The organism is Schlesneria paludicola DSM 18645 (genome assembly GCF_000255655.1).
Classification (GTDB): domain Bacteria; phylum Planctomycetota; class Planctomycetia; order Planctomycetales; family Planctomycetaceae; genus Schlesneria; species Schlesneria paludicola.
Genome location: NZ_JH636436.1, coordinates 614480 through 629208 on the forward strand (window position 1 = coordinate 614480; position 14729 = coordinate 629208).

9 protein-coding genes are annotated in these 14729 nt (G+C 55.3%); 1 reads left to right on the forward strand and 8 read right to left on the reverse strand.

All coding sequences use genetic code 11. From position 1 onward, the window contains the following. Window positions 1–196 precede the first annotated feature (196 nt). The 3 genes from OSO_RS46455 to OSO_RS0135915 all read right to left on the reverse strand — a co-directional run bounded on the left by OSO_RS46455 (window position 197) and on the right by OSO_RS0135915 (window position 3062). A complete protein-coding gene (locus tag OSO_RS46455; protein WP_157605938.1) occupies window positions 197–706 on the reverse strand; it encodes a hypothetical protein in 510 nt (169 codons plus the stop codon). Between the two features lie 893 nt (window positions 707–1599). Beyond that, complete coding sequence (locus tag OSO_RS0135905; RefSeq protein WP_010587633.1) at window positions 1600–2427, reverse strand: IclR family transcriptional regulator; 828 nt, start codon at window positions 2425–2427, stop codon at window positions 1600–1602. 272 nt (window positions 2428–2699) lie between these two features. Beyond that, on the reverse strand, window positions 2700–3062 hold the full coding sequence (locus tag OSO_RS0135915; protein ID WP_010587635.1) for a hypothetical protein: 363 nt from the start codon (window positions 3060–3062) through the stop codon (window positions 2700–2702). 52 nt (window positions 3063–3114) lie between these two features. Between OSO_RS0135915 and OSO_RS0135920 the strand changes: the two genes are divergently transcribed. Beyond that, window positions 3115–3537 (forward strand): DUF2780 domain-containing protein, encoded by a 423-nt coding sequence (locus tag OSO_RS0135920; RefSeq protein ID WP_029247823.1) that lies wholly within the window; start codon window positions 3115–3117, stop codon window positions 3535–3537. A 158-nt stretch (window positions 3538–3695) separates the two neighbouring features. On the opposite strand, the gene OSO_RS46460 is transcribed toward OSO_RS0135920, so the two are convergent. The 5 genes from OSO_RS46460 to OSO_RS49060 all read right to left on the reverse strand — a co-directional run bounded on the left by OSO_RS46460 (window position 3696) and on the right by OSO_RS49060 (window position 14562). Further along, window positions 3696–3908: a hypothetical protein gene (locus tag OSO_RS46460; protein ID WP_010587637.1), complete on the reverse strand. Its 213-nt coding sequence runs from the start codon at window positions 3906–3908 to the stop codon at window positions 3696–3698. Window positions 3909–4095: 187 nt separating this feature from the next. Further along, window positions 4096–5181, reverse strand: a complete 1086-nt coding sequence (locus tag OSO_RS49055; protein WP_010587638.1) for a hypothetical protein — start codon at window positions 5179–5181, stop codon at window positions 4096–4098. Between the two features lie 429 nt (window positions 5182–5610). Further along, window positions 5611–11727, reverse strand: a complete 6117-nt coding sequence (locus OSO_RS0135935; RefSeq protein WP_162130581.1) for an RHS repeat domain-containing protein — start codon at window positions 11725–11727, stop codon at window positions 5611–5613. Window positions 11728–11881: 154 nt separating this feature from the next. After that, window positions 11882–12721, reverse strand: coding sequence for a hypothetical protein (locus OSO_RS0135940; RefSeq protein ID WP_010587640.1), 840 nt, complete (start codon window positions 12719–12721; stop codon window positions 11882–11884). Between the two features lie 158 nt (window positions 12722–12879). Then, window positions 12880–14562 carry a methyltransferase domain-containing protein gene (locus OSO_RS49060; protein ID WP_010587641.1) on the reverse strand — a complete coding sequence of 561 codons (1683 nt, stop codon included), beginning with the start codon at window positions 14560–14562 and terminating at the stop codon, window positions 12880–12882. Between the last annotated feature and the right edge of the window lie 167 nt (window positions 14563–14729).

A 14729-nucleotide genomic window follows, 5' to 3' on the forward strand; every position in this document is an offset into this window, starting at 1 on the left:
GCTTTCAAGACGTCATGGCGTTTTCGAATGGGGACGGTGACCGTCCCGTCATTTCAACGGGCGGTGAGTCGGGATGTGGCGCAATGGCTTCGGAGTCTTCGGCGAAGTACCGTCTTCTCGGCTGTTGCCGCCCTCTGCCGCGTCGAGTCGTCAACGGCGGCCGTTCAGATCACATCCCACATCGTCTCGAAACGCGCTAACGCATGAACTTGGCGTGCGGAGTCTTTCCAGCGGGGCCGGCCCCGACTTTCGGCACTTTGAACTCAAGATTCGTCGCTCCCTCGTTCCCGATGGTGATCTTGTTATAAGTTCCGGCTTTTGCCACATCTTTCCAACTGGCCGGAATCGCCTGAACGGCGCGACTATTCGCCGGCGGTTGATCGCTTGGTGGAACCTCGCCCGTTGGCGTCAACCACAGCGAAAACACCACGATATATGATCCCGCAGGTAACCCCTTCTTGTTCTGATAGTTCTTGATCTCGAAGGCACCTTCGGAATTTGTCAGGCCCGAGCCCTGATGCGCCGAATTACCTTCGCCCGTCGGCATGAAGGTCACCATCATTCTTTCATAGGGCTTTCCGTCGAACGTCGCGCGGCCTGATACAGGTACGAGCGTTTCCGCCGGTCCTGATGCAGACGCGACACACCCCGCGACACTCAATAAAACAAGGCCTAATCCGGCCCAAGACGCGTTAATCTGTGACATGAGCGCCATACCCATTCTGAACAGTGTTCAAAGGACGATGACGACGTCTGTCATCGTTAAACAATCGTTTCGTGCATCGAAGTTCCGGTAATTACTAATGAAACTGGAACTCACTAATGAAACACGGATCAGCAGGTTTCGTGCCGAGTCCATTCGTTGTCGACTTGGTTGCGATGAAGTCCAAGCGGCGTCGTGGCGCGCGCGGGCGTCCTGTTAATACCATTGGGATGATTCGTCGGATTGGTCTGTGCGACGACAAATCGAATCGCGGCACGCTTCGGAAACTGCTTCAGGCTTCAGCATTTCTCGTGACGCGTCAAACCTGAATTATCACATCGATAAACCTGCCGCGAGCGGGCCAATGAGCCTGCGGGCGATACTCGGAAACCAGTGGGGACCGAGTCGTGTGCCACTACAGTGGCGGGTGGCTCTCCATTTAAGTGACTGGCCGATTGAGCGAGTCACGTTCGTCAAAAATCACCGGAATCTCTTCGCCGATTCTGTTCGTTAACGCGATCAAATCGTGGCACAGAAGGATGCGATCAATTTCCTGAATCCGAAGTTTCACGTGAGCTTTGAATGTTCTTCATAATCCTTGAAAATAGGGCATTCGATGTGCGCGAATGATAAGTTGATGGGCATGCGTGCTGGCATACAGCGCACTCGATCGGACGATGTCCTCGGTGACATGGTCGACGCTGCTTCGGATGCCTGAAAGAAGTAAATGGGCATTGATGACGGAGCTGTTCTTCGATCGTCAGCGGGAGTGTGATACATGGACGATCGTGCACTGTCGCCTCGCCGCCAGTTGAAATAGGGGGCTCTGGCCCGATTCAAACGTGCCATGACATCGTTAAGACCAAGGCGCCTGCCCCTCTTATTTCAGCAGGTTGTTAGCCGGAAGTCATGTTGTCTTTCTTGGCGGGCGGGCCGAATTCGGCGGAGATGCTTCGTGCGCACAGTACCGCGGATTCAATAAGTGCAGACTGATCCAGTCGCTCATCCCGGCGGCAGAGGTGCGAAACGCAAAGGACTCCAAGCAGGCTCGAGTCACTTCCCAGCACTGCCGTCGCACAATCCCTGACACCCACGACAATGGGGCTGTCTTCGTTGGAGTATCCGCGTTTGCGAATCTCAGACAGTTGTGATTCAAGCGATTTGATCCGACTTGCCGACTCGCCTGACTGCTGCCAGTAGTCTTGACGTCGATGTTCTGGAAGCATCGACATCCCGACGAGTCCACTGACACGCCGATGCAGTTCAAACGTCGCTCCGATTCGAACGGTCAGCATCACATCTGCATCGCCCTCGGCACGAGCCACAACTAGCATCCGGTTTTGCACGACAATGTTCAGATGGCAAGATTCTCGTAGTTGTCGAGCCAATTGTTCCATATGTGGCATCGCGCGCGCGACCAGCATTTGAGTCGAACAATGCTGCGAGCCGAGTTCGAACATCTTTGTGGACAATCGATAAATCTGCCCGCTATCCCGGACCAGATATCCACGTTCTTGAAGGCAGACCAGCACTCGATACAGCTCTTGCTTACTGCGTCCCAGCGCTTCGGCAATGCCGGTCATGCTCATACCGCGCCGCGCATCACCCAGAAGTTCTAAAACGTCGAGGGCCTTGTCGACGGCCGGCGCGTTGTAGACGGTGGCCTCATCACCGGTAGTGACCGATCGCTTGGGGGGCGCATCTTTCTTAGGGCCGATTTTCATAAAACTCAATTTTGAAATGAGACTTTGACTGTCGATCCCGTGACCCCACGAATGTGGTTTTCGAACCGTCGAGAATATCGAGAGTCGCTGACCCTCGCCAGCAATCGCAACGTGCGCAAGACCGAAGCTCAACAGACTGCCTGTGGTGAAGACCAGGCGCCAAAGTGTTCAGCGACAAGTCCGTACAAGGCCACATGCGCATTTCGCATCACGCAAGTTAAGATGTCTGTCTTGCTGGCTGGTCCGTTCGGATGCCCGTAACGCGTAACGGTTCACAAGTCGGGGGCTGGCTTATTTTCTCGCGGCAAACGAAAGGATTGCTCTGGGCGATGCACTGCGGATTTCAATGAACCGGGAAATTGTATTTGTTTCCCTCTCTTCGGGCTGTGCAGGGTTACACCTAACGCGCGAAATGCGCTTTCATCGAAAATGTATAACATCATTTCGATGAGTGCGCGTTTCTTTTCTTCGCCAGCGAATTGCTGTCGCGTTTGTTTTTTCTTTTTGACATGAAAGACGAATCGGTATAATCGCGTCTGGCCGCTGGAAACTGACTGCGGGGTTGTAAGTTTCCGCTGCAGTGCAGTCTGCCTCTCCCTTCGAATCATCTCCTGTCCGAATTTACTGAAATCCATGCGAGTGGGTCGACATCTCTGGCCCCGCTGGCTTCTATGAAAGGAATTCACTGTGGTGGATCTTGTTCAGACGATCTCGTCCCAAACCGGGATTCCGGCCGAAACCGTGAAAAAAGCGATTGGATCAGTTCTGTCTTTTCTCAAAGACCAGCATGGTGAAGACGCCTTGAGTGGATTGAAGCAGTCCCTCCCGACCCACAACGAAATGCTGGCTGCATACGAGAACAGCCCGTCGGATGGGGCCTCAAATGGCCTGCTCAATGCGGTCGCCGGTCTGGCGAGCAAATTTCTGGGCGGTGGCAGCGGAGATGGCGCAAAGCTCTTGCAGGGACTGGGTCGTGCCGGCTTGGGAGTCGATCAGATTTCCGTGTTCCTGCCCAAACTCATCGAGCACTTCGAGAGCCTGCTGTCGCCTGAAATCGTGGCGAAGATCAAGGCAATTCTCACCAGTGCAGCCGCGACATCGACGAAGTAGCTGCCGGGTTTGGACTGGCGCGAAAACGACCCGACGGCTGACGTCGTGTGAGCCGCCTCCGCTCCAATTCGAAAGGCACCTGGACGTTGCAACGCCCAGGTGCCTTTCTTCTTATTTCAGCCGTCGGTTCGTTCAGAGCTCATTCGCTCGACTCGACTTCAGATTGGTTTTCCTCCAGGGCTTGCGATCGAAGGTGGTGCATCTGTCGGTAGGCCGCGAGCATTGGTGACTTGCTGTTCGGCCTCTTGTCGCAGTTTCGCAATGAGCCCATGCGACACTTTGAATGGCAACTCGGAGAGTGCTGCCAAAACTAAGTTGACCTCATTGAGTGTCAACTGGAAGCTCATCTTCAAATCGTCTAATCCTTCCATTGTCATTCCTAATCGATTGTGTCGTTGATCACGTCGTACGTGAGTGTTGATTCAAATCTCAAATTGATTTCCGAATCGCAAGTTGAGATAGCGGGGGCAACTTCTTGTCGTTCCACATTGCGATGGCGTCGTGACGTTCGAGAAGCTGCCCCCCCTTCCGATTCATTTCGTTCAACAGGCGGTAAGGTTACGCGGCCATGATTCCGCTCTTCTTAAGAGCCGCAACGACATCGCCGATCGTGTATGCACTCGTGCCGGTATTTCCCGTGAACGTAGAGCCGCTCAATACGGCAGTGCCTGTGCTGGCGGTGAATCCGGTCGTCGTTCCTGTGGTGGAGTATTGGGTCGTGGGAGTGGCCCCCCAGAATCCCATTTTCTGAGAACTCGTCGCCCCGACCTTGGTTCCGGTTCCCGTTCCCAGTGAGATGTCGACTGTGTCGCCAAGGATCAGATTGCTCACGACGCCAGAGGGAATGGTCGTCGTCCCAATGAGCAGATTGCCGCTCAGATAGCTCGGAGCGTTCCCGTCAAAGTAAAGGTTGTAATTCGTGCCCGATCCCGTGTTCCGGTTGAGAAGGCTGCGGAACGCGTAATTGTTCGTGCCCGCTGCGAGGTTGGCGCAGTAGTATCCGAACAGATTGGTGATGGTCACCCCATTCGTCGTCCAGTCGTCGGCGCGATAGGTGTAGCCATTTCCGGCCGTCGCGCCGCCCGAGGTCATTGTCCCGCCGCCGTTCATGCAGATCGGGTTGGTGACATCCGTTCCAAACGTCGGCAGAAAAAATAGGCCTCGCGCTGTAATTCCACCGGTGTATGTTCCAGACACGTATACGCCGATTGTCGAGTTCGCGGCGATGCCGACGCCGAGATTCTTAACGCTGCTGATCGCCTGCGAATTCGCATTCATCGTGTTGCCGAGCGTCAGCGACGACACGCTAAACCCACTGCAATTCAAATTTCCTCCCAGTTGCGGCGCGGTGTCCTGCTTTACGCTCATCAGGACGGGCGACCACACCGCCGCCCCTACCGCAGAACTCTGGCATACAAAAAGTTGCGGAGACGTCGCATGCGTTTTCAGCCACATCGACATCGGATAGTAGTAATTCGGAGAACTACTGTCGTCCGAGGCGCCAGGCGAGGCAGAGCTACTGACGTTGGTCTTCGGGTTCCATGTGACCAAGCTCTTGAGGTCATCATTGATCGCCTTGCCTCCATCCCCAGTCGGGTCAGGAGAAAGAACAGACAATCCCATGTAATTGACAAGTGCAGACATACTAAATCCTTTCGAGGTGCGGTAGACAAAACTCAAATGGTAACACGGGCTTTCAGATTTATGTTCGCTTCACTACTCTGTGTTCGAGATTGCACGCACTCCGAAAACAGGAAATACTCGTCGGGAGTTGTGCATAAAGCGAGCGTAATAGCAGGTCTCCTTTTCGTTGTTGCTCTAGGATAGTTTGATCGTGCTCATTGCACTCGATCGGCAGTTTATTGAATCGGCCTTGTCGAGTGCGCCAACTTTCGTTTTTCGACGGCGGTCGCGACGCAAGTCCTGTCAGTCTAATTGTCCTCTAGTCCAGATTCTCTCGTGTTATCAATTCTATACTCGGTGAGGTAAGTCCCCTTCAGGGGACTTACTTGACGCCCATTCCCGAGATTCGATGCGATGGATATGGCGACAATGTTGTATTGATGCAGACGTTTAGCGATGCCTTCTCGAGTCAACGTTGCCTTTGAGCCATGGACCATGTGTATCGGGCGGGCAATCCGGGTTGGAGCAATCAAGTCCAAACAGTTCTTTAAGCGTTGTTTTCCCCTTCAGCAAATCGCGAGCAGCTCGAATTGCATTTAGTTCATTCTGCTGACCGAAACGACTAGGATCAAAACGAACTTTTGGATCCGTCCACCAATCGCTCACGATCCAAATCGACTTCCCAATGTCATATATTGCGGCTGGGTCCATGTTCTTCAGGAGCCAACTACCTGACGAGTTGCCGTAGTGCGCATTGAGAATTGTCAACATCCAGTCGACGTCTACGTTTGCGTAATCCGGAGTGTCGATTTCAAGGTTTAGGAGATATCCAGTCTTGCCATTGGTTGGGTCATATGTGGTGACAAATGTGCGTAAGTCAGTTGTATGTGCTAAAGCGGCGCAGAGTTTTTGTCGTCTTTCTACTGGCGTCCACTTCTGGCGAGGCTCAAGGCCATATGGATCGGTACTGCCGGGGACGAATGTTGCACTGTAAAGGTTGTTACCATCTACATACTCAAGCGGATCGCGTTGGCACCAATTGCCAACAAAAGAATTAAAATTGCGGTGTCTCACCATGAATAGCATGGCATCGGCGTCGAATCGATATCCGCAGAAGAGCGTTTCCCAACTGAAAGGACTTGCCGCGCGAGAGTCAAAGCTTTCCGTCAAAAACGACGGGTTTCCATAACACGAATAATGGTAGTGCTCTTGTACCGCTCCGGAAGTATCAACAATGGCTGTGACATTCCAGTTGGTATCTTGAGTCGCGTAGAGTCGCTGTGAGCCGTTGTCTCGAAGGATGAGATCGTCGATGTATCGACCGCCCCATAGAAAGTGTTTGTCTGCAGTGGTTGAGGTTCCGACGCGCTCTTCGACGCAACGCCAGTCACTCGTGAAGTAGGAGTGTCGCGTCTCGGTGAGTGTACCACTTGTGTAGCTCTGAGCACCTGTTCGAAAATGCCGACTGTCGTATTGACTCTGCTGAATGGTTTCGATCGTTGAGAAGTCCGCCACCTTGACGAGGCGGTTCCATGCGTCATAAGTAGCCGTCATCTTGGGCGTGACGACCAGCTCTGCCCATTCGTCTGCAGTCAGGTTGGCCCATTCATCGACAGAGAGTGTTGGCCAACTGAAACCGTTTACCGCCGGGATGGTCGTCATGTTTCCGGCGGGGTCGTAGGCTGGTTGCGCCCAAGCGTTGCCCGCGCTGTTGGCGATGCTCGTGATCTCATTGACAGTGTTTACCGCGCGAGTCTGCACCGTCGTCCATGTTCCGCCGCTGGACGCTTCGTTGAAGCCTTGCCAGTTGCCTGTCGGATCGAGCGTCCAGCATTGTCCAAACGTCGGTGACGTTATGCCCGTGTTGGTCCCATTGAGTGTTCCTCGCTGCATGTCCTTAAGGCGGTTCAGGCCGTCGTTGTGGTAATACTCATCGAAGGCTTTGCCTGCTGCCGAGGCCACCGTGTTTTGGCGCCAGAGGCGGTTACCTGCTCGGTCGTAACCGTATTTGATGCGATCGACGTCTGTGCCTGTGCCTGTGTTGTACCAGCGCGAATCGACGACCCGGCCAAAGAGGTCCAGTCCCCAATAGATGTCGCCTGTGGTGGGGCTATTGCCGCTCGACGATCCGAGTAACGTGTGTCGAGTACTGGGCTGGGGGTACGTCGTTTGAATTGGAAGCCCGGACCCCAGGTAGGCGTAGTTGACGAGAGGTGTCGTTCCCTCGTTGACGAGTCCATTCACGCGACTGAGTGAGTCGTTGATTCCGCCGGGTGTACCGTAGTCGATCGTAATTTCACGGCCATTGGGATACGTCAGAGTGGTCGATCGAACCATGTTCGCCGATCCGTCTGTGTATGCGTACTGGACCTTCGGCGTTCCGACGACGACCGCACCATTGTGTGATTGGGCATCCGAAATTGGCTGACCAAATGAGTTGTAGGTCATTGCGACATCGTTGACGATTGATCCTGATCCGACAGTGGCGTTGTCGTAGCTTGTCATCCCGGAGACGAGGCCGCGAACCTCATATGTGGTCGTCAAGCGTCGAACGGTTCCGTCCACGTCCGATCCGAGCGTCGTCACTCGGTCATGAATCGTCCTTCCGAGCTGATCGAAATTGAATTGATGTACGCAGCCCCGTTGATCGGTCAGAGAGATGCGTTGCCGTTGGCGGTTATATGAGTAGGCGACGCGGTCGCTGCTTCCTGTCGAGTCTGGGTATGCGACGTATCTCAAGAGCATCGAAGTGGCAATGCTGGAATCACTCAGCGTGGTTCCGTACGTATATGCCGTAGTTTGGTTGCCAGTTCTTGGGTTCACCGCAACCAGTGTCGCTTGCAGTCCATCTGGCGTGTACGTGATTTGTGTGGTCACGTTCGTATCGTCAGATGTGGCGCACAAGCCTCCGCCAGAGGATGAACTGCTACTCGTCGTGATGTAGTTCTGCGTGATCGACAGCGCGCGTCCGGCAGCGTCGTAGATCGTGCGGGTCACGATTCCGGCCGGGCTTGTCGTCGTTGCGGGCATTCCTGCAATATCGTATCCGGTGCTGGAAACAAGGGCAGAATCAGAGCGTGATGGAATCGTCGATGATCGCGAGAGGCTACTGCCACCATTTGTTCCATACTCTGCAACCGCTTGCATCCTCTGAAGTGCGTCAGGGTATTGTGCCGTGTAGCTGACCCTTGCTTTCGGAGTCGTGCTTGGGTCCTGCAAGGCGCCGACTTCTGTCGCAGCCGCATCGTGATAGCGAAGACGAGCCGTAGTCTGAATCGCGTAGTTCGCGGCATCGTAGTTCGTTTCGAATTGTTCAATTACAGTGTTGTTCGCTACCGTGAAGGCATCCGCATAGCTGCTGTCGGTACCGTATGCCAGGTATTGAACGGAAGCTCGCCCAAGGCTGTCATAGGCCGTTTTTATGAATGACTGGGAACCGGCCGGGAAAGATTTGATTTGATTGCCCGTCGCGTCGTACCACAGATTGTCGGTCAGCGCATTCCCGACAGTTCCTGTTGTAGGATCGACGCCATAGACGATCCGCTGATAGACGCGACCTCGGTTATCATACTTTGCCGCGCTGCGGCTGATCAGATTTCCGCTCGAAGTCGTATTGTATCGGTCGAGCTGAATGACTCGGTTGAGATTGTCGTACGTGTTCTTCTGATAGAAGTCGATCTCACCGTCGACGGCGGTTCGTCGGCCACGGAAGTCGTACAGGAACGTCGTCACGCGATTGTTTGCGGAATTGTTGTCGACGTAGTCTGTCTGGCGTGTGATGTTTCCGTTTCCGCCTGTCAGCCCCGCGTCGTATTCGAGTCCGGTCACTTGGACCATGTTGTTGCCGGAGGCACCGCCGCCACTTGGGTCATTGTCGGTCGCGCCCGTGTCGTTCGTGCCAATCCAAGTCGCGACGGGAAGGCCACGGCGTTCATAAACAGTCCGGGTAATCGTACCGCCGGGTGTGACCTGGCGATTCAAGCGTTTCATCACATCGTAGCCACGACCGCTTTCGTCGTAGTTCGTTCCGGAAGTGCCGATTCCAGTTGTGGGGATCAGCTTGTAGACGCGTTGGCTGGCGATGAAGCAGCACGCCAGATACTGCGTCGTCGCCCAACGGACGTACGACGATTGAGCAAACGTGTCGGTTGAAAGAAGTGCGCCGGATGAGGTCACGCCACTGCCGCGAGTCGCGCTGATCTGCTCCGTGACATTTCCGGTGGCATTGGTGATCGTGATTTGCACCGGATTGACAAGCGTGAAGCTATAGCTGGGTGAGGTGCCTGTCGCGTAGCCTTGGCCGGTCCAGGTTTGAAAATCGCCATCCTGATAGACGGTCCAGGTGGTGCTGCGGATGCTTGTTGCCGTGCCGTTCAAATCGATGGTGTGCGTGGGGCCCATGCTTCGGACGGTCCGACCCTGGATGTCAATCGAGTAATCCGTGGTCAGATGCAAGCCGCCTCCAGAGGGAGTCGACCATCCCGCGGGGCCACCGGTGACCAACGACATATTGACATCGTCGATGCGCTGAATGACTGCCCCGGTGGGGATGTCGTAGACAAGACGCGTAATGAAGCCGCGTTCGTCCATCATCCAGGTCTTGTTGCCGTAGGTGTCGAAATAATCCTTCCTGGTGTCGGCGACCCCCGAGCCGTTTTGCCCAATCGAAACGACCGGAAGCGTGGTCGTGATCTGCTTCACGGCGCAAGTGCCTGAATGGTAGGTGTAGGCATAGCTGGTCGTGATCGGCACTGCTCCGGAATTGTCGGAGTAGACGGTCTCTTGCGAAGGCAGATAATGACAGCTTGCAACACCACTTCCCGACGACGAACTTGATCCGCCGTTGCAGCAGGAAACATAAGACTTGCTGCGAATTGGGACGGGGGTTCCGAGTTGGCCCTCTTGCACTGTTTCGGTGGCGAGCCAATTCGTGGGCGAATGATACGTGAATTTGGAAATCGCGCCGGTCGAGTTGCTGAGATACTGATAGGTGTCTGTGAGGGAATTGTAATTCAGGAGCGTTGCGATCGATTCGTCATAGCCCAAAACGGCCGCCGAGGATGCCGTCAAGCTCGCCACGGCATTGCTGTTGTAGCGGTAAAACTCATACCAGGCCGCAGGACTATGGCCACTAGAAGATGAGGACGAAGAACTGGACCCGCTGGAACCAGCAAGGTAGACCTTCAGCATCACCATCCCGGCATAGTTCGTATAGATGATGTTCGTATTGCCGTCTGGCAGCGATTCGGTCGTCTTGAATTTCCAGTTGTTGTAATCGTGAGGGAACGAACTGCGGGCGTACGTATAGCGATAGGTGAGAGTGCCGCGATCGACGGTTTCAGTGATCACACGACCTTGTGTGTCGTAATTGAAATAGTGATCTGAGTAGTTGAGGAGTTCGGAATCGGTTGCCGTGTCGGGATTCAATCCGTCAGCAATCAGATCCGCATAGCCTTGGGGCCCGACAACGAACTGGAGCGGGGCCAGAAACAGCGTGCTGGAATATCGGTAGTAGGTTGTTCCAAGGGATTCCCACGCGCCGTCTGTCCAGTTGAATCGTTCGACACTTCGAAGATTGCCAAACTCGTAGACGTTACCAATATACGTGTATGCGGCCTTGGCGACATTGGTCGTTGTGGCCCCCGTTGTCGATTGCAGCAAAACCAAATCCAAACGCCCCGACCAGTCATACGAATAACTGAACGTTTGGGTTGAGGTCACTCCGTCGATTGTGACCGTTCGTTGAATCTGCGCAATTTCTCCAATCGTGGTATTGGTCCCGTATGCCGTGACGCGTGTGACGTTCCCGGCAGCATCCGTAAAGCTGCTAAAGAGACCGCGCGGATAGGTATTTTGATCGCTGTCATTGAAGCGGGTGACGCCACCGTCCAGCCCTGTCAGCAGGAACATGTGATTGACGGTGTCGTGAACGAGCGTTTGAGGCTGACCGAACCGTGCGATATACGATCCGTCCGGCTGCAAGTCGAACCACAGCGTGTTGTTCGCGTCTCCTCGAACATTGATGACATTCGGGCCGCCCCCAACGAGGTAGGGCCAATCCGACGAATACCAGTTGGCTCCGTTGGGGCCATCATAAATTGTCGGCGAGCAATCGGTATCGACCGGATCGCATGGCGATCCCCCTGTGGCCCCATAGTGGCGACTTTGATAAGTGCGTGTGTGTGACCAGTTCGTGCCGTATCCCCTGCCTTCAATGTCCTTTTGAATGAGTCGAATTTCACCATTCGCGTATCGAATCGGGAACGAGCTGAACCCGTAGGGACTTGCTCCCGGCTGCATGGGGCCCCCACCGCTTCGCCCACCTTGGATTGGCGAATCAGGTCCCATACCGCCGCCACCACCACCGCCACCACCACCGCCGCCACCACCGCCACCACCTGAGCCGGGGCCGCTGCCGGAACCTGGGCCACCAGGCCCGCCTGTGCCGCTTTCGAGGGGGCAGTCGGGGCAGGAACTTGGAGGGCAGCACTTGTCAGGCGGCGGAGGGATGCAGGGTTTAAATGGAGTCAAACCTTCGTTGTTCGGATCGATTGGACAGATGCTCATAGAAGACTTTCGCTTGGGATTTGTGGTTTGATGACAATCGGGAATCGCGAGAATGACGCGTTCGTGAGCCGTTGTTCCGCCCGAGCCGATTGCGTTCGTTGGCCTCGGTGGGCGGTGTTGCGACCTAGACAATGGGTGTGATGCGGCGGGACGTTTATTCGCTCAGAGCGCGCACCTGGATCGTGGTTGGGGCGATACTGAAATCTTGAGAGAAGACGACTTTCAGCGACTCGCTCGCCTTGTCGGGCCCGGGGCGGGCGGTTGCGAGCAGGTCGCCGCACATGGATGGCTTGTAGACGTTGTTGCCGCTGTGCAGGACCTCGCCCAGAACGCGTCGTTCGTGGATGTCGTAGACGATCGTGTGTGGGAAGGGGCGACCACGAAAGCGGCGCGAATCTCCTGCGATCGCGCCGGTGATCAAGATTCTCTCAGGGGATTCGGAGTCGAAACTAATTCTTGCAAGTACGCCGAAATCGGTGTCCAGTCGCAAATTGACCGCGCCCCGCAAGTGCACGATGTTGCTGTCGTAGTTGGCCATCGCGGTCTGATCAGGGCGCCAGAACCCACAGTAGCACTCCTCCGAATTGACCCGAACGGCCGGAGCGAGTTCGTCCAGGCTTGGGCCGCTCATCCGGTACAGGTGATATTTCATTTCACCCGTTCCGTGGTTGGTCGAGCCCACGAAACTGACATGGGCGTTTCCGTCGTGATACGAGAGGCAAGGAGAGCACTCGAGTTCGTTGCGGCCCAAGCCGGTCCGCAGTGGCTGGACTTCGCCGTACGAACCGACCTTGGGGTTGCACACGGTCCACGCCAGTCGCCAGATCCGTTTTTTACCAGCACGGCTATAGAGTGGGGCGCGGCGTCCCATCATCGGAGATCGAGCGAACAAGAGTGTGAAGCGGCGGCCGCGCCGGGCCAGGAATGGCATGTGAGTCAGTTCTTGACCTTCCCAATTCGAGGGTAATGTTGTCGGAAGGGCGGTATTCGGCATGTGTGAACTCCTGTGAAAGGCCTAAAACAAGACGTACAGCGACCACGGCACCTTGAAAGGCAGGCGCTGATGGATGCTTGGCGAACCGAGTTGCGTCAGCACTCGGGGCTTCGGAGATTTCGAGGCGCCGCAATGTTGATTGCGACGAAATCCTCGGACTAATGACCGCTTCGGCGGGCGACGAACCAGTCCCAGTCGTAGCGATTGAGGAAACTTTCCTCATGCATTCTGAGCGGTTGGAGAGACTCGTGTGTGCAAAGCTCCCATCCACTCTTGGCGAGCTGATCGTGCCACCAATTCATCGTCTGGATGCAGATGTGAGTGGGGTCTTCATTTTCCATTTCGCGCCCTTGTCGGGCGAACATCTCCGACGTGTCGAGGGCACAGTAAAACAGCCCGCCTTCCACGGTGACCCGTGCGAGTTCTCGCAGAATGAAGGGGACAAGTTCGGGTTTCCAATGTTCTGCAACCTGCGCGGAGTGAATTGCGTCGAAATGTTGATCCGGATACAGGTGAAGATTCACCGCATCGCAGACATTGAGGCTTGGCGCCAAGTCTGGCCACTTTTGTCGGCCGAGTGCGATCATCGTTTCGCACAGGTCGACGCCATGACCAGTGGCTCCGGCTTCGTTCAGGCCGCGGAGAATACTGCCGCATGCACACCCGACGTCCAGGATTCGCTTTCCACGAAGCTTGAGCGAATGAACCAGCCAGCGTCCGTATTGGCGCTGCCAGTCACCAAATTCGAGATAGTCAAGTCCCGCCCGTTTGTGTTCATCGTAGTATTGGGCGTCATAACTGGTCGCATGTAGCTCTTTCAGGAATCGCTGATTCGAGATTTGATCGATGCTCACCCCCGTCAGTTGATGTTCGACCAATGCTGGCAGGTCAACCTGAAGCTGGTTGTAGCCTCGGAACTGATAGTGGCTGGCGAAATAGTCCAAGGCTTCGGGCCCCGCCGCGAGTGCCTCGTGATGGCGTGGGATCAGATGCATTACGTTGTCGGCGAGATCAAAAAAATGGACGGGATGGTGATTTGTCCAGACCCCGATCGTAGGAGTCGTGGTGGCGCCGGCCACATGGAGTGGCCCGCTGTCGATACCAATCATCAAGGCCGAGCATTCAATGAGCGCCGCCAGGCGAGCCGCGTCGCCGGTTCCGATTTTGGGCCATAACTTGTGATTGGCATCGGGGCAGAAAATCGTGCGATTGTCGGGCAAGGGCGAGCGACGGTCCCAGTCCAGAATGAGTGGCGTGTAGCCAGCGTTCTGAACGGTTTCGCAGACGTTTCGAATAAGGTTGTGATCGAGATTCTTTTTCTCGCCGGACGTGTTTCCTTCGTAGTGGATGACGACGACGGGAAATCGGCCATCGTCACGTGCGCCGAAAGGACAAATGGAAGCCAGGTACCGTCGGGCAAGCTGTTCATCCTCAGCGGATCTCTGAATTTCATAGCGGAAGAGATCGGGTTGAGCCGGCAGGTGGAAGATCTCGGACAGGCAGCGGCTGGGCTTGGTGCTTGGCTTGTCACGTAGCGACTCGCGGCATTCATCCCAATTGAGTTGGAATCGCTCCTGATACTGGCAGCAAGGAACCGGTTCGGCCTGATCAAGGATGTACGTGTTTCGACACAACCCTTCGAAAGCGGAATGCTTCCCGAACAGAGTCGCGATATCCACATTCCACTCCGGCCGCAATTTCTGCAAATGCTTGAGTACGATCGTGAATTGAACGGCATCGCCCAGTCCATGACAAAACGTGAGTAGGACGTTCCAGGTTTTGGGGGCGGTTCCATCCATCGCGGGTGAAGTCGGCCTCGGTTCAGTCGGCGGCATCAGCATCAAGGAGTCCTCATTGGTCGGTCGGCGAGGTTCTATCGCCAGGGAAGGAGAATCGATGGGCGCAGTTGAATTCTCTGAGCGAATTCCACTGCGCGGGCAGCGCCGGTCGGTTGAGCTGAACCAACTCGGGCTTGGGGCTTAACTGCCTGTTGAAGTAAGGGGGACAG